Source organism: Chryseobacterium sp. 22458, assembly GCF_052044975.1.
GTDB lineage: Bacteria > Bacteroidota > Bacteroidia > Flavobacteriales > Weeksellaceae > Chryseobacterium.
Window position 1 is genome coordinate 1,130,194 of record NZ_JBQEOA010000001.1, and the last position, 15,893, is coordinate 1,146,086.

The 15,893-nt window shown below is 38.5% G+C and carries 13 protein-coding genes; 4 read left to right on the forward strand and 9 right to left on the reverse strand.

What is annotated here, in order from left to right:
• Nucleotides 1-12 precede the first annotated feature (12 nt).
• From ACTJJF_RS04985 to ACTJJF_RS05020, 8 genes are all read right to left on the reverse strand, one after another.
• Nucleotides 13-204 carry a hypothetical protein gene (locus ACTJJF_RS04985; RefSeq protein WP_440698895.1) on the reverse strand — a complete coding sequence of 64 codons (192 nt, stop codon included), beginning with the start codon at nucleotides 202-204 and terminating at the stop codon, nucleotides 13-15.
• 234 nt (nucleotides 205-438) lie between these two features.
• Nucleotides 439-1,878: a SusD/RagB family nutrient-binding outer membrane lipoprotein gene (locus ACTJJF_RS04990; RefSeq protein ID WP_440698896.1), complete on the reverse strand. Its 1,440-nt coding sequence runs from the start codon at nucleotides 1,876-1,878 to the stop codon at nucleotides 439-441.
• An 11-nt stretch (nucleotides 1,879-1,889) separates the two neighbouring features.
• Nucleotides 1,890-4,913, reverse strand: a complete 3,024-nt coding sequence (locus ACTJJF_RS04995; RefSeq protein ID WP_440698897.1) for a SusC/RagA family TonB-linked outer membrane protein — start codon at nucleotides 4,911-4,913, stop codon at nucleotides 1,890-1,892.
• A gap of 344 nt (nucleotides 4,914-5,257) precedes the next feature.
• On the reverse strand, nucleotides 5,258-5,959 hold the full coding sequence (locus ACTJJF_RS05000; RefSeq protein WP_312304976.1) for a LytR/AlgR family response regulator transcription factor: 702 nt from the start codon (nucleotides 5,957-5,959) through the stop codon (nucleotides 5,258-5,260).
• Nucleotides 5,940-7,013 (reverse strand): sensor histidine kinase, encoded by a 1,074-nt coding sequence (locus tag ACTJJF_RS05005; protein WP_440698898.1) that lies wholly within the window; start codon nucleotides 7,011-7,013, stop codon nucleotides 5,940-5,942. Before ACTJJF_RS05005 ends, ACTJJF_RS05000 begins: the two co-directional genes overlap by 20 nt.
• Nucleotides 7,014-7,679: 666 nt before the next feature.
• Nucleotides 7,680-8,066 carry a DoxX family protein gene (locus ACTJJF_RS05010; RefSeq protein ID WP_440698899.1) on the reverse strand — a complete coding sequence of 129 codons (387 nt, stop codon included), beginning with the start codon at nucleotides 8,064-8,066 and terminating at the stop codon, nucleotides 7,680-7,682.
• A gap of 346 nt (nucleotides 8,067-8,412) precedes the next feature.
• Nucleotides 8,413-8,910: a TlpA family protein disulfide reductase gene (locus ACTJJF_RS05015; RefSeq protein ID WP_312304983.1), complete on the reverse strand. Its 498-nt coding sequence runs from the start codon at nucleotides 8,908-8,910 to the stop codon at nucleotides 8,413-8,415.
• A gap of 1 nt (nucleotide 8,911) precedes the next feature.
• The gene (locus ACTJJF_RS05020) at nucleotides 8,912-9,340 is read right to left on the reverse strand and encodes a rhodanese-like domain-containing protein (protein WP_312304985.1); all 429 of its coding nucleotides are present in this window, start codon (nucleotides 9,338-9,340) and stop codon (nucleotides 8,912-8,914) included.
• A gap of 201 nt (nucleotides 9,341-9,541) precedes the next feature.
• Here ACTJJF_RS05020 and ACTJJF_RS05025 point away from each other — a divergent pair, with 201 nt between their 5' ends.
• The 3 genes from ACTJJF_RS05025 to ACTJJF_RS05035 all read left to right on the forward strand — a co-directional run bounded on the left by ACTJJF_RS05025 (nucleotide 9,542) and on the right by ACTJJF_RS05035 (nucleotide 13,267).
• Entirely contained in the window at nucleotides 9,542-10,657 is a 1,116-nt protein-coding gene (locus ACTJJF_RS05025; protein ID WP_312304989.1) for a hypothetical protein, read from the forward strand.
• Between the two features lie 122 nt (nucleotides 10,658-10,779).
• Nucleotides 10,780-12,441 (forward strand): FAD-binding dehydrogenase, encoded by a 1,662-nt coding sequence (locus ACTJJF_RS05030; protein ID WP_440698900.1) that lies wholly within the window; start codon nucleotides 10,780-10,782, stop codon nucleotides 12,439-12,441.
• Between the two features lie 22 nt (nucleotides 12,442-12,463).
• Nucleotides 12,464-13,267, forward strand: a complete 804-nt coding sequence (locus ACTJJF_RS05035) for an SDR family oxidoreductase (RefSeq protein WP_440698901.1) — start codon at nucleotides 12,464-12,466, stop codon at nucleotides 13,265-13,267.
• A gap of 137 nt (nucleotides 13,268-13,404) precedes the next feature.
• On the opposite strand, the gene ACTJJF_RS05040 is transcribed toward ACTJJF_RS05035, so the two are convergent.
• Nucleotides 13,405-14,397 (reverse strand): aldo/keto reductase, encoded by a 993-nt coding sequence (locus ACTJJF_RS05040; RefSeq protein WP_440698902.1) that lies wholly within the window; start codon nucleotides 14,395-14,397, stop codon nucleotides 13,405-13,407.
• 223 nt (nucleotides 14,398-14,620) lie between these two features.
• Here ACTJJF_RS05040 and ACTJJF_RS05045 point away from each other — a divergent pair, with 223 nt between their 5' ends.
• Nucleotides 14,621-15,889, forward strand: coding sequence for an NAD(P)/FAD-dependent oxidoreductase (locus tag ACTJJF_RS05045; protein ID WP_312304997.1), 1,269 nt, complete (start codon nucleotides 14,621-14,623; stop codon nucleotides 15,887-15,889).
• The last annotated feature ends 4 nt before the right edge of the window (nucleotides 15,890-15,893 follow it).

A 15,893-nucleotide genomic window follows, 5' to 3' on the forward strand; every position in this document is an offset into this window, starting at 1 on the left:
TTACTTTAGTTTTTAATAATTGCCCACCAGTTCTGCTTTGGTTTCAACAATATGTTCTGGTGTCCCTGATTCTTTCTGGTCTTTATAGCTTACAGATGGAGATGAATCTCCGGTTTTGTTGTCCTTACAGCTAAAAGCCGTATTCCCTGTCATCCATAATAAAAAGAATATCGCTGCTTTTTTCAAAATTCTGTTTCCTTTCATGATTCAGCTGTTGATGATTTATATTTCAAATTTGAAGAAATAGGTAGAGATCAGGAAAAAATATCTATCAATGAAGATCTGTGATCTATGAATTGATTGGTAAGGATTTTTTGAATTGACTTTTGAAATAATGATACCAATGGATGATTATAATAAAAACTGCTTCTTTTAACAGAAGCAGTTACACAATAAAAGTCGTACAAAATTATTGATATGAAAAAATAAAAAAAATATTTAGTGGATGTCCCAGAAAACTCTGGTAGTCAGCCTGTCACCTCCAATCGCTGTGGATGCTTTGGCATAATTGCTCCCGTTGGTTGTTGCCTCTAAGGTTGGATATTGAAGTCTCACAGGGACCTTTCCGTCAGCATTGGCAATGGCTGTAGGAGGCGCCTGTAACGCCGGATAATCTAACCTGCGGTAAAAGTTCCAGGAAACGACAGGATGGTTATACATGGCAACCCAGGCCTGCTCCCCGATCGATTTCTTCCAGTTGGCAGCATTATAGGGGTTCATGGTAAGATAATCCTGGGCTTCCTGAGCTGTAAGTCCCCATTCTCTGAAGGAAGCCTGAACCGCATTCTGATATAAGGTTTCAGGATTTCCGCCAATTCCAAACCTGGCAGCAGCTTCAGCCAGATAAAAAGCCACTTCAGTATGCGTGATAAGATTGCCGGGAGTGGTTGGGGTATAAGCAAAAACCCCTGCTGCAGAAAAATCTAAAAAACTTCCGCCCGTCCCAATGACCTGTCCGATATACTCCCCGTTTACATCCTGAAAATATTTTGCCACCCTGGGATCTGTGGTGTTATTAAGAAAATCCACAAAAGGTTTACCTCCGAAAAAGTCATCACGTCCTGTAACCACCAGGTTTTCAAATATCGGACTCAGATTGAATATTTCAGGAAGATACCTGAAAACTCCGTTCTGAGACTCATCAGTGATTATTCCACCGGTAATGGCTGCATTAATTGTAGATTGTGCCAGTGTAGGATTAACATCAGAAACTGCAATTCCCAGCTTCAGGAGAAGCGAGTTTCCGAATTTCTTCCATTTTACGACATCACCTCCATAGATAATATCCCCGGCCCCAAAGGCTCCTTTTCCTTCCTCCAGATTATTAATATCCGTTTTCAGACGGCTGATGAGGTGTTCATAGATCTTGGTATCATCATCGTACACAGGCAGCGGAAACTGTTCCTGGTTGAGAGCCTGGCTGTAAGGAATATCACCAAATGTATCTACCAGCGTCTGAAAAGTATATACTGAAAGGATATCTATGATGGCAAGCTGATTTTTTTTCTTAGCAGGCCATGCCCCCAATTCTGAAGGAACAGGCTGGTACTGTTCTATCAGTTCCTTGGCTTTATTAAGATTATTAAGGACATTTACATAATTATCAGCCCATACAGTATTGGACACGTTTCTTTCCGTAAAATTATAATTACTTTCGTTTACATAGGTGGTTTCCTGCCAGTACTGCATGATAAGGCGAAAATTGTTTTCGTTCACACTGGGAGTGGTCATATAATCACTCAGCTCTTTTTCTGCATAGGTGATCAGGGGTTCCGGACTCATAGAATAAGCAACATGCGGATCCGTATTGACGTCGTCTGTTGTACATCCTGCCATTAATATCGTTAAGAAAGAGCCTAATATAAATGTATTTTTCATTGTAATAGTTTTTAAAAATTAACTTTCAGATTGAATGCAAAATTCCTTGTGGAAGGCATTACACCAGACTGATATCCCTGGATGCTTCCCGAAGAAATTCCCGCCTCAGGATCAGAATAAGGAAGATTTTTATGGATGATCCATAGGTTACTTCCTGTAAACCCTACGGTAAGCCCCTGAATTCCTGAGTTTTTTAAGAAATTTTTGTTGAAAGTATAAGAAACGGAGACCTGACGGAGCTTTATAAAGCTTGCATCGTAGATAAATGCAGCTGTCGGAGGATCTGTACCCAAATACTGACTGGATATGGAACGGTCCAGACGAATCGTGTTGGGAATATAATGTCCTGGATTATTGGGATCCTGCATCACTCCCGGTAAAATTACACCTCCGCCATTAGCCAGCGTATTCCTGACAGGGTTTCCGAGGTCATTCAATCCTACCGTTTCAGGATAAAGACCGGTACCACTACCATAGTATTGGTCCAGGGAAAATATTTTTCCACCTTTTTTCCAGTCGATCTGGAAGCTTAGATTGAAGTTTTTATAGGTAAAAGAATTGTTCAGTCCGGCAATAAAATCCGGCTGAAAACTTCCGAAGTTATGATTGGAATCATCCGTATGTAGATATGCACCGTTTCTGCCCACGATCTTGTTTCCATTAGGATCATAAACATAATCTGATCCCCAGATGCTTCCATAATCTTCGTTGAGTGAGGCATTGATGCTGATTCCGCCCTGTAATGCACCGATGGTGATGTTTTCAATTCCTTCCCGTAAAGCAGTTACTCTGGTTTTAGGATTAGACCAGTTGAGAAGCAGATCCCAGCTGAAATCTTTGAATTTCAACGGGGTCAGATTCAGTGATAATTCGATACCTTTAGTGGTAAGCTCTCCTGTATTCTGAATTTTGGCCCCGGAACCTGTTGACAGGGAAACCGGCAGAGGAAGTATCTGGTCAAATGCGATATTTCTGAACCAGGAAAGATCGATCCCGACTCTGTTTTTAAAAAACTGCATATTGGTTCCTAGCTCAAAATTTTTCAGTTTTTGGGGAAGAAGATCGGCATTTCTCAAAGTGGTATTATAGGAATAAACAGGATTGTTTCCGAAGGAAGTCTGTACAATAAATCTGTTTCTCAGCTGGTCTGCTGCCGTATCTGAGCCTACTTCCGCATAAGCTGCCCGTAATTTCCCAAAGCTCAGCCATTGCTGCTTCAGCAAATTGGAAAATACGACACTCGCAGAAACAGAAGGATAATAATAGGCATTATTTGCTTTTGGTAATGCTGTGGATTGATCTCTTCTGAAAGTTCCTTCCAGATAATAGGTATTCTGATAGCCTAAAGAAGCCTGAATAAAGACCCCGTAAATGTACTTTGAAGTATCCGTAATAATAGGTCTTGCCGGACTTGCTACAGAGTTGGATATGGTGTAAAGCCCTGGAATATAAAGCCCTCCTGTTGTAGTCTGTGCATTGGAATAACTTGACTGTGCATTGATATTAGCCCCTGCCAATGCCTGAATACTGAGATCATCAGTAATATTATCTTTATAGGTGGCAATCAGGTCATAATTGGTTTCCGTAAAGCGAAGATTAGTCACGGCATACCCTGAAGGCTGTTCTATGATATTGGAACTGAAAAAAGCAGGAACTGACCCCACAGCCCTTCTTTCTTCCAGGATCATGCTATAGCCGTCAATACCTACCCTTCCCAGAATATTAATTTTCTTTGAAAGATCATAGCTGAGGCTGAAATTACCTGCAAAACGCTCCCTTTTATCATTCTGGTAATTCTGATAACGTGTAAAATAAGGGTTATCCCAATAGGCGGGAGAAAGGTTGACCGGAGATTTGATATTCCAGGTATAATTTTTACTGAAGGTATCATACAGGTATTTCTGATACTGAAGGTCTACATTGGTTGCCCACCATTGGCGGAAGTTTCCCATAATGTTATCTCCATATCCTGTAGTATTTCTTCCTTTGGTGCTCTGTACAATATAATTGGCAAAAATAGTAGCTGTAAGATTATCTGTAATTTTATAAGAAGCATTACCCCCGAAGTTATTTTTGCTCAGAGAAGAATTGGGCATGATATCCGTTGCATACGTGTTGGAATAGCTTAATCTGAAGTTTGTACGGTCATTTCCGCCATTTAATGCAATATTATTCGTACGGTTAAAGGCTTTTTCAAAAAAAGTGATCGGACCGTTTTTCGCCATTACCCAAGGCGTCTTTTTTCCGAAATTTTGAGAGTCCGGGATGAATGCATCATACTGGCAGACCATGAGATTGGGATCATAAGGAGCTCCATAGGAAGCATCCTGAAACGTATGAACAAAAGGAGCATTATTGTATTCCTGAAACAGGTTTCCGGCATATCCTTGTCCGTATTGGGTCTGATATTCAGGAAATGTAGAGCGGTCAATGGTGGAAACCGAAATACTTCCGCTATATTCCAGCCCGATTCCCTGGGTATTTTTCTTGCCCTTTTTGGTTGTGATGATAATGGCTCCGTTTTGAGCTCTTGAACCGTATAAAGCTGTTGCGGCAGCACCCTTCAGTACATTCACCGTTTCAATATCATTCGGGTTGATATCGGAGACAGGGCTTCCGTAATCATAACCTGAAAATCCGTTCAGTTGGCTTGTAGTATTGATATTCCGGTTGATAATGGGAACACCGTCTACTATAAAAAGTGCCTGATTATCCCCCAGAATAGATTTGTACCCTCTGGAAACAGCATCTACGGAACCTCCGAAATTAGTAGATTGTCTGATCTCAAGTCCTGCCACTTTTCCGGAAAGGTTATTCAGGAAATTAGTTGTAGGAGTCCGGTTGATGTCCTCACCTTTGACTTCCTGTGTTGAATAGCCCAATGATCTTTTCTCTCTTTTAATTCCGAGTGCGGTAACCACGATCCCTTCTATATTCTGTGTTTTAAGGGTATCCTGCTTTGCCTGGCTGAAATAGGTTTCGCTTCCTATAAAAAAAGCGACTCCCGCACTTAAAAGCTTTAACTGATATTTCATAATTATTGATTTTTTCTTGTTATATGATCAAAATTCAATAATTGGTGAAGATTATCATGAAAGGCATATATCAACGGCGGAATAACGTCTACTAAAATATGAGTAATAAGCAATCAGTGATGAGCAATGCGTTAACAATCAACGATAGAACATACCTATCTTATTCAAATGAGAAATTGCTCTTTTTATTATCGCAATATTGCATCCGAGGCAGCAAAATTCACCTCCGCCGGAGGGATGGAAAATCGAAGATTTGACGGGGTGGTAAAATATACACACCCTTTACCTACAGGTTTTGATGATTGTATTTAATGTATTGTACAATAATTATTTACAAAATTTATTTAAAGTTCCAAAGAAGGTTTATAAGTTCTCCCGATCGGAAGTTTTTTTCCATTGATTTGAATGAGGCTTGCAGATTTCATCTCAATTTTTGACAGAGAAATAATATAAGATTTATGAATACGGGCAAACAGCTTCGGATTTAAATTTTCTTCTATTTTGCTGATGGGCATTTTAAACGTAAGGGTTTCTGTTTTCGTATGAATATTAATGTACTCCCTTAAACTTTCAATATAGAAAATATCCTGGAGAATAATTTTGATCTGTTTTTTTCCGCTGTTGATGAAGATATATTCCCGGTCAGCTACTTCAAGCAATGCATCTTCTGCATCCATTAAGTGTTTGAATTTTCCAATTGCAGTGGTAAACCGGTCATAAGGGATAGGTTTCATCAGATAATCTGCAATATCCAGCTCATATCCCTCTACAGCATACTGATGATAGGCCGTGGTTACAATAACGAACGGCGGATTCTTTAACTTTCTTAAAAAATCAAAACCTTTTACAACCGGAAGATGAAGATCCAGAAACATCAGATCTACCTGATGTCTATTCAAGAGGCTGCTGGCATATACTGCATCTGCACATTTTCCTACCAGATTCAGTTCCGGATCTCTGGATATGAAATTTTCCAGAATTTCTGCGGCAATGGGTTCGTCTTCTACAATAAGACAGTTGTATTTTTTAGTGGCTGATTGTCCCATGGAAACCTATGATTAGTTTTACAATATAACGATCGCTCTTATCTTCAACAGAAAGGAGATGTTTAGGATAAAGAAGCTCAAGCTGCCTGCGGATATTTTTCAGTCCTATTTTGGTGGAATGTTCATTAGGCTTTTCCTCTTTTGAATTTTCAATGAAATAGGTAAGAATACCGTTTCTAAGCTGAATATCAATATTAATATATGTTTCTCCCAGACTCTCAGAAACCCCATGTTTAAAAGCATTTTCTACAAACTGTATCAGTATAAGAGGTGAAATTTCCTGTGAAGGATTATCCAGATGTATTGTAAGGTCTACCGTAAGATGATGGTGCCTGATCTTCTGGATCTGTATAAAATCTTTAATATTTTCAATATCTTTTTCTATAGAAATTCTTTTTTCTGCCGCTTCGTAGATATTATACCGCATTATTTTTGAAAGCTGGAGGATAACATCGGGAGTTTCATCTGCTTTTTTTAAGGCCATACCATAAATATTATTCAGGGTATTGAAAAGAAAGTGCGGATTGATCTGCGCTTTCAGCATTGTCAGTTCCTGATCCAGTTTTTCAGATTTCAGCTGGGATATCTGGTCTTTCAAAAGATTTTTCTGTCTGGTAATCTCTACGCCAAAGACAAGCCCTACCATAAAAATAAGATCCATAAAAGAGTTGAATGCCACAAAGCCATTGATAAATCCCGAAGGATGCTTACCATCCAGAGTCTCTGTAGCTTCATAAATATAGGGGTAAATAATATAATGGGTAAAAAGACGGTGACCCAGCACGGCAATTACCACAATCAGAGCATAGAGAAGATATTTGAAGAAATTCCGGGTATGGACTTTCTCATACACATGCAATAAAGAATAGGCAAGCGGCATTTTGATCAGAAAATAGCCAAGCTCCAGAATCAGGGTGTTCTGAAGCCGTATTTGCCATTTGAAATCCGGAAACTGATATCGGGACCAGTAAAAATCGAGATAAGCTTCCAGCAGATAATACAATATCCAGAAAAGCAAATGAACCTGTAGCTTAGATGTTCTGTTAGATTTCAAGCTTATAATCATTAAAAATACAAAGTAATATCGCTCAGCCAAATATAAAAATATAAAGGCTACAAAAATCAATCACGAGTCTATAAACTACGTGTTTTGTGTCAGGCATTCTACCAATGCTATATTAATCTTTAACTTTTACGGTAAACCATAATTTTTTAAACCATTAAGAATAATGAAGGTTTTAAGAAGATTTAAGGAAAAAATCAAAGACTTTTTTAAGCAGTTACTTAAAGCGAAGCTCCTTCTTAATATTCTTATCTCCTTAATTCCTCCTTAATGGTTTAACCATAAGAAAATCATAGATTTTCATAAAACTTCAGTGCACTTATTAACGGTTTGTTTATCACTTAAAAATACTTAAGTGTTCAAAAAACTTTTGTGACTTTGTGTTTAAACAATATTTTTTAAACCATTAAGAATAATGAAGGTTTTAAGAAGATTTAAGGAAAAAATCAAAGACTTGTTTAAGCAGTTACTTAAAGCGAAGCTCCTTCTTAATATTCTTATCTCCTTAATTCCTCCTTAATGGTTCAACCATAAGAAAATCATAGATTTTCATAAAACTTCAGTGCACTTATCAACAGTTTACTTATAACTTAAAAATACTTAAGTGTTCAAAAACTTTTGTGACTTTGTGGTTTAAAATAACCCACACATTATAATTTAACTTTGAAAGATTTTCAAACGGATTTCCGGGAACACAAGATTCATAAAACAGAAGATCAGCAGAAAATTGAATTCAACACCATTCGTACCCCCACCTACCACAAACCAGCCATTCTCCCAATGAACATAATAAATTCCGAAAGCAAATATCAGGATATTACAGACCGCAACAGGCTTAATAAACCGGTCAAACCACAGAGCCGGGGCCGAAATAAGATGAGTCAGTTTAACTGCCCATGCCAAATAAAGACCTATAGGACTGAAACCTATGGTATCCAGATAATGAAGTCCGAAATTGTTGACATCACCACTGAAAATGGAGATCACACTATGCATCAGCAATATGACTGACAGCGCAAAACGGAGGAAGAAGTTCTTTTTCATAGACCAAAATTATAGAGAAGAATGGTCCGCTGAATTTTTCTGTATATTAATGACTTTTAAGTGTATATAAATGTTGAATAAAGTCTGAATGTTAAGAATATATTGTAGTAATATTAATTTTTATATTTTATTTCAACATATAGTGATATTTTAAATATAATTATTATTTTTATACCGGTTTAAAAACTATCAGGAATTATAAATAAGAAGTGATATGATTTCCCTCTGAATATCCTTTTTATTCAAAATAATGACTTAATAAAGGTGGTTCTAAATACACAAATCACAATTGAAAAAAAGAGTGGTATGCCATCATACCACTCTTTGTATTATTCAATAACTTTTTTTAGTTCAGATTTTTCTTTAAAAATTCTTCGAGCTCTTTACCATGAAGGTTTTTGGCTAAAATTGTTCCCTGTCCGTCTATAATGACATTAAAAGGAAGTTCATCCACTTCATAAGTTTTTGCTACCGAGCTTTTCCAGAATTTCAGATCACTGATCTGGATCCAGTTGATTTTAAAACGCTCAATGGCTTTCTCCCAACTTTCTTTATTCTTATCTAAAGAAACCCCAAGGATTTCAAACCTGTTGTTTTTTACCTGTTCAGCATATGTTTCATACAGGTTTTTCAGCTCAGGCTGCTCTTCAACGCACGGAGCGCACCATGTAGCCCAGAAATCAATTAATACCATCTTTCCTTTCAGTGTGGAAAGAGCAAATGAGCTTCCGTCTGCTTTAGCCATAATGATCTCGGGAGCCTTCTTCCCTATCTCTATCACTTTCTGGGCAGAAACGAAACCTGATACCATCATCAGAAATAATACTATAGTGCGGATCTTCATATTAATCATTTGTAGGATAATCTTTATCTAACCAGTCTGTTTTGATATTTTTTGGGAGGTTCAGAAGTTTCGCATTCTTAAAGCCCATTTCCATCAGTAAATTAAAGGCCGGACGGATATTAGGGCATTTTACGAAAGGACAGCATCCGCAGTAGATAACCACTTCTCTGTCTTTAGGAATATCTTTCAGGTAACTCCTTAGCTTTTCCAGATTTTCAGGCTCACGGGTAGGTCCGATGTCTACAGAACCTTTGATAATAGCTTCGGGCCCTACCGAAATAATGACCAGATCTTGAGTTTTCTTTTTCTCAATTCTGGAGGCCAGCAATGCGGGATCCATCAGCTGGCTGTCTTTCCATGGATCTGTTTTTTGCTGTGCCTGACTGAATACAGAGCAGACAAAACACGCAATAATAAGCAAATACTTCATACTTCTATTTTTCACAAAGATAAAAATGTTTTGTTGAGCTTTCTGTAACTGATGATAAGAAATTATATTAAATGTGCCTGGTTCACACCCCAGAATAAGGCCTTGTTTTTTTAAAAAATAAATTCACTTTTTGTATTTTCGTAGATAAGAATCGGCTTGTTGATGGTCTTTTCCTCAATTATTTAACCTTATTTCATTTTTATGGAAATCAATTTTCCAAATCATTGGCTGGAATTTATAAAAGTTTTTAACAGAAAATCTGATAATGAGATTGTTGCTGATGTGGTGCGTGTATTCCGGAACCGGGCAGAGGTTCAGGAAAGGTATGATACGTATCAGTTTGAAGAATTTCTTCCCGGTTATATTCCCGTAGCTGATGATTCCGGCGGGCAGGTTGCCGTAATATCAAAAAAAGAAAATGATCCCAAAGTTTATCTGAGTTCATATGGGGTTTTACAGAAAGAATTACTGAAGGTTCTGGACCGGGATCTGTTGCATTGGATGCAGCGCAGATTTCCTTTTGATCAGGCACAGATCACTTTGTCTGCCGAAGAAATTAAGAAAAAAGCCATAGACAATGAAACTTTGTTTCAGAAAATCTCCTCCTATCCTGATATTTTAAAATTTCTTGAAAAAGCTGTAACGACAGAAGGTCTTTCACTGCCTGAAAATTATGCTGTGGCAGAACATATCTACTATTTTCAGGATGGTTATCATTACAATTCGGTTGAAAATAAAGTCCTTACAGGAGACGGTTCAGGCGATTTCAAACCTGATTGGATCGTACTGGCCACGAATTATTTTGCCGATCCTTTTTTTATTGATTTAAATGAAGATGCTGTCGGGTTTCCTGTATATTTTGCCTATCACGGACAGGGATATTGGGAGCCTTTGAAAATTACCGACTGTTTAGAAGACTTTCAGGAAATAATAGATCATATGCACTCTGTGAGATTTGATAAAAAGGCATTAACAGACTATTTCGAACATCATAAAGATTCTGAAAATCCTTTCTGGAAAGAAGTTTATGAAGCGATCGAAAATCAGGAAGAAATGTCAGAAGAAACTATTGAAGAAAAGATAAATGAATTATCAGACTGGAGAGAAGCCAACTTATACATCACAGATATCGGTCCCAATAAAATGAAAATTATTGCTTTGCTTAAAAAGGAGCATCATCTTTCAGGGGCTGAAGCTCTTGAGCTGAGTAAGAATAGCAGAATTCTCTTTAGGAAAGGTTATTACAAATGGCTCCAAAAAGATTATGATCAGCTGAAAGATTTGGGAGCTCAGGCAGAATTTGATTTTATAGGATAAAAGTTTTGCAGAGGCTGTTTTCTGATCAGAACTTTTATTTTTTTAAACTTCCTTACCTTATTGATGTACAAATATTTTATACATTTAGATAAAGTATTATTCAACAAAAACATCTCATAAAAATGGAAGAAAAATTCCAGCCAGATGCTATCATTATAGGAACCGGACTTGCAGGGCTTACTGCCGCTATGGAAATTACCAATGCCGGCAAAAAGGTACTTCTATTGGATCAGGAAACAGAAGAAAATATCGGAGGACAGGCTTTCTGGTCATTCGGAGGGCTTTTTCTGATCAATTCCCCACAACAACAGAGAATGGGCATTAAAGACTCTTATGAGCTGGCTCTTCAGGATTGGAAAGGAACTGCCGGCTTTGATCGTAAGGAAGATTACTGGCCCCGCCAATGGGCAGAAGCCTATCTGAAGTTTGCTGCCGGTGAAAAATACAGTTATATTTCCAGGCTTGGGATCAAGCTGATGTTTATGGTCGGTTGGGCAGAGCGTGGTGACGGATCTGCAACGGGCCATGGAAACTCAGTTCCCCGTTTTCATGTCAGCTGGGGTACCGGAACCGGTGTTGTAAAACCCTTTGTGGAAAAAGCGTATCAGGCTAAAGAAAAAGGCCTTTTACAGATGAAATTCAGGCATAGGGTCACTGATCTGATGGTAGAGAATGGAAAGGTCAGAGGATTAAAGGGAGATATCCTTGAAAATGATAACAAAGAAAGAGGTGCTGAAACCAACAGAAATGTAATTTCATCATTTGAATATACTGCTGAAAATATTATTATTGCTTCCGGGGGCATCGGTGCCAATCATGAACTGGTACGCAAAAACTGGCCTGAAAGACTTGGAAAAGCTCCTGACAACATGGTGTGCGGAGTGCCTGCATATGTGGATGGAAAAATGATTGGTATTGCAGAAAATGCCGGTGCAGATATTATTAACCGTGACAGAATGTGGCATTATACGGAAGGACTGCAAAACTGGAGTCCGATCTGGCCCAACCACGGAATCCGTATCTTGCCCGGGCCATCTTCCCTATGGTTTGATGCAAAAGGAAAAAGGCTTCCTGCTCCATTTCTGCCTGGATTTGATACACTGGGAACTTTAAAATATATACAGGAAACAGGCTACTCTTATTCCTGGTTTATCCTTACCCAGAAAATTATCAAAAAAGAATTTGCGCTTTCAGGCTCAGAACAGAATCCTGATATTACCAATAAAGACTATTCTCTCTTCCTTAAAAGGATCTTTGGCAAAAAAGCACCGGGACCGGTAGAAGCGTTCAAAGAGCATGGAAAAGACTTCATTGTATCAGACAATCTGGAAGATCTGGTAACCAGGATGAACCAACTGTCAGGTGATCATCTTTTAAATTATGAAAAAATAAAAGCACAGATTGAAGCCAGAGACCGGGAATTAGACAACAAATTTTCTAAGGATACCCAGGTGAACTATATCCGGAGTACCCGCAGTTATCTGGGAGATAAACTTGGCCGTGTTGCTGCTCCCCATAAAATTCTCGCTCCGGAAAACGGGCCCTTGATTGCGGTACGTCTTAATATTCTGACCCGTAAAACATTGGGCGGCATTAAAACCAATCTTAACGGACAAGTTCTGAGGGCTGATGACAGTATTATTGAAGGGCTATATGCTGTCGGAGAAGCGGCGGGCTTTGGAGGCGGAGGCATGCATGGCTACCGGGCACTGGAAGGAACTTTCCTGGGCGGATGTATCTTTTCAGGAATGAAAGCCGGACAATATATTGCGAAATTGAAATAAGCTTAATAATAAATAAACGCATATGAGTCATTATTTTAATGATAAAGTCATTTGGATTACAGGAGCTTCTTCAGGCATTGGTGAGGCTCTGGTAAAAGAGCTGGCATCAAAGTCCACGGCAAAAATCATTCTTTCATCAAGGAAAGAAGAACAGCTCTTTGCTGTAGCACAAAAAGCAGGACTTCCCGGTAACAGGTTTGCTGTACTTCCTCTGGATCTTGCCGATTATAAAAATATGCAGGATATAGCTGCAAAAGCAGTAGAAGAATTTGGTAAGATTGATCTTCTTATAAACAATGCAGGGTTATCCCAACGTTCATTAGCGATAGAAACAGATATAGAAGTGGATAAACATTTAATAGAAGTTGATTATATAGGAACCGTAGCCCTTACCAAAGCTGTTCTTCCCTATATGATTAAAAATGGCAGCGGACAGATTGCTGTTGTTTCCAGCCTGATGGGAATATTCGGGGCTCCTATGAGAAGCGGATATGCTGCTGCAAAACATGCTTTACATGGTTTTTTCGATGCTTTACGGGCAGAGCTGTATGATCATAATATTCAGATTACCATCATTTGTCCCGGATTTATACAAACCAATATTTCTATACACGCCGTCACCGGAGACGGATCACAACAGGGAACAATGGATAATGCCACACAACATGGAATGCCCGTGGATGTTTTTGCAGGAAAAATGCTCCATGCCATTGAAAAACAGAAAAAGCAAAAAGCAATAGGTGGTAAAGAAGTATTAGGCGTTTACCTGAAAAGATTTTTTCCGGGATTACTGGCCAAAGTTATCCGTAAAGCAAAGGTGGTCTGATAAAATCTGATTTAAATTTTAAAAGCTGAAATTTCTGTTTCTGTGCTTTTCATTTAAGATAGCAAAGCTGAGTTAATAATGCTAACTCATTTCTGCTTTACTCTCTTAAAAATAGAATATTCAAATTATTTTATATTTTATTCTGTTGGAATCTGTGCCTTTTCATAAATAAGACCTTCTGTTTTCAGTTCCTGCCAGAAATCGTAAGGAATTTTAGTCTGTAATGCTTCTGCATTATCTTTCACCTGTTCCGGCCGGCTGGCTCCTGGAATAATGGAAACAAATTCATCGGAAGCAAGAACAAAATGGAGTGCAGCATCAATCAGACTGATATTGTATTCCTCTGCAATAGCGGTCATTCTGGCTCTTTTTTCATGCATTCCTTTCGGGATGATCTCTTTATAATTATAACGTTCTCTTCCTGCAATATATCCGGAATTATACCCTGCTCCTGAAACCAGTTTTACCCCGGCTTTTTTAACTGCGGGGAGAAGGCGGTCCACAGCATCTTCATGTTCCAGAATAGAATATTGGATAGCAGAAAGACAGATATCAGGATCTGCGGATTCAATACAGTCTAAAATAGGTTCTATCTTATTGACGCCCATTCCCCATGCTTTGATGATTCCCTGGTCACGCAGTTCGGAAAGTATTTTAAAAGCCCCTTTCCTGGCCTGCTCAAGAAAATACGGATAACGGTCTCCTACCTGATCTTCAGACAGATCGTGAATGTATACAATATCAATATATTCAAGCCCCGTTCTTTCCAGACTGTCATCAATAGATCTTTTAACAGCATCAGCCGTATAATCATGCCGGAAATCAAAATGTAAGGGATTTTTCCACATGGTGGGCGGAACTTCAGACGCAGAGACTTCATGAAACAGTCTGCCTGTTTTGGTTGAAAAAATGAACTGGCTTCTGTCTTTCTCCTTCAGGAAGTTTCCGAATCTTCTTTCACTCTTTGTAAGACCGTACCATGGCGAAGTATCATAGTACCTGACCCCGGTATCCCATGCGGTCTGTAGAATTTCAGAGGACTGTTCGTCTGTTATATTTTCAAAAGCTGTTCCTATGGCCACCCCACCAATTCCCAATTGATGGAGATCTGTTAAAATTTCGGTTTTCATATTAAAATATTTAAGTGTTGGATTAATAAACAGGCAGCAAACATCATGCAGACCCGGATAAAAATTTAAAAAGATATTTCTGTTATGTGATTTAAAACATTGAGAAAAATGAATTGGCAGAAGGATTTTGAAAATGTTTATTTAATGTTAAATATTTGTTTTACAACTCCTTTGGTCCTGTTATTGAATGAAATTGAATACACCATTTCAATATCCACTTAATATGAAAAAGCATATTCTGATCGTAGGAGGAGGATTTGCAGGCATCAATCTTATCAAATCCCTCAAAAACGACAACAGGTTCAAAATTACTCTGGTAGATAAAAATAATTATCATTTTTTTCCACCATTGATTTATCAGGTCGCTACTTCCTTTATAGAGGCATCCAATATCAGCTACCCTTTCCGGAAGCTGTTTTCAGAAAATAAAAATGTGAAATTTCATATGGGAAGCCTGATCCGGGTGCACCCAGAAAACAAAACCATTGAAACAGATACCGGTAATCTCAGCTATGATTACCTCGTTCTTGCGTTAGGAACGGAGTCTAATTTTTTTGGAATGGAAAATGTACAGAAACATGCCCTTCCCATGAAAAATATTGAAGAAGCATTATACCTTAGAAATCATGTATTACTGACACTTGAAGAAGCTGCACGAAATAAGAACATCAACGAAGCTGAAAAACTACAGAATATCGTCATTGCCGGTGGTGGCCCTACAGGAGTGGAACTGGCAGGGATGCTGGCTGAAATGGGAAAATATATTGCCAAAAAAGAGTATCCGGAAATAAAGTTAAATCTCTCAAGCATTTATCTGATTGATGCATTGCCCTCCCTTCTTTCTCCGATGAGTAAGCTGGCTCAGCAAACCGCTTATGATAAACTGAAAGAATTAGGAGTCAAAATCCTTCTGAATGTTTCTGTAAAAGACTATATCAACTGCAAGGTGATATTAAGCGATGGAAAAACGATCGATACGGAAACCCTGATCTGGACTTCCGGAGTAACGGGAAGAGAGATAAAAGGATTACCGGAAAACAGCATAGGAAAAGGAAGACGGCTACTCGTAGATGGATATAATAAAGTTGAAGAGACTGCAAATATTTATGCAATGGGAGATATTTGTCTGATGCTTTCTGAAGAAAAATATCCGAACGGGCACCCTCAGCTGGCTCAGGTAGCCATTCAGCAGGGAAAGAATCTTGCGGCCAATTTTAAACGGATAGAAGATGGTAAGGTACTGGAACCATTCCGGTACAATGATAAGGGAAGTATGGCAATTATTTCAAAGTACAATGCCGTGGTGGATCTTCCGAAGACTTCCTTTAAAGGATTCATCGCATGGCTTACCTGGCTTTTTATCCATATTATTCCCCTGGTGGGATTCAGAAGTAAAATTCAGCTGGCACTGGACTGGTTCCGGTTGTTTATTACCAATAATCCTTCGATCAGGCTTATTCTTATGCCAAAAAGGAATACAGGGAACGGATAACATT

Bases quoted from the DNA above. Each gene is read 5' to 3' on its own strand.
- ACTJJF_RS04985 (WP_440698895.1), bottom strand. From the start codon at position 204: ATGAAAGGAAACAGAATTTTGAAAAAAGCAGCGATATTCTTTTTATTA.
- ACTJJF_RS04990 (WP_440698896.1), bottom strand. From the start codon at position 1,878: ATGAAAAATACATTTATATTAGGCTCTTTCTTAACGATATTAATGGCA.
- ACTJJF_RS04995 (WP_440698897.1), bottom strand. From the start codon at position 4,913: ATGAAATATCAGTTAAAGCTTTTAAGTGCGGGAGTCGCTTTTTTTATA.
- ACTJJF_RS05000 (WP_312304976.1), bottom strand. From the start codon at position 5,959: ATGGGACAATCAGCCACTAAAAAATACAACTGTCTTATTGTAGAAGAC.
- ACTJJF_RS05010 (WP_440698899.1), bottom strand. From the start codon at position 8,066: ATGAAAAAGAACTTCTTCCTCCGTTTTGCGCTGTCAGTCATATTGCTG.
- ACTJJF_RS05015 (WP_312304983.1), bottom strand. From the start codon at position 8,910: ATGAAGATCCGCACTATAGTATTATTTCTGATGATGGTATCAGGTTTC.
- ACTJJF_RS05020 (WP_312304985.1), bottom strand. From the start codon at position 9,340: ATGAAGTATTTGCTTATTATTGCGTGTTTTGTCTGCTCTGTATTCAGT.
- ACTJJF_RS05025 (WP_312304989.1), top strand. From the start codon at position 9,542: ATGGAAATCAATTTTCCAAATCATTGGCTGGAATTTATAAAAGTTTTT.
- ACTJJF_RS05030 (WP_440698900.1), top strand. From the start codon at position 10,780: ATGGAAGAAAAATTCCAGCCAGATGCTATCATTATAGGAACCGGACTT.
- ACTJJF_RS05035 (WP_440698901.1), top strand. From the start codon at position 12,464: ATGAGTCATTATTTTAATGATAAAGTCATTTGGATTACAGGAGCTTCT.
- ACTJJF_RS05040 (WP_440698902.1), bottom strand. From the start codon at position 14,397: ATGAAAACCGAAATTTTAACAGATCTCCATCAATTGGGAATTGGTGGG.
- ACTJJF_RS05045 (WP_312304997.1), top strand. From the start codon at position 14,621: ATGAAAAAGCATATTCTGATCGTAGGAGGAGGATTTGCAGGCATCAAT.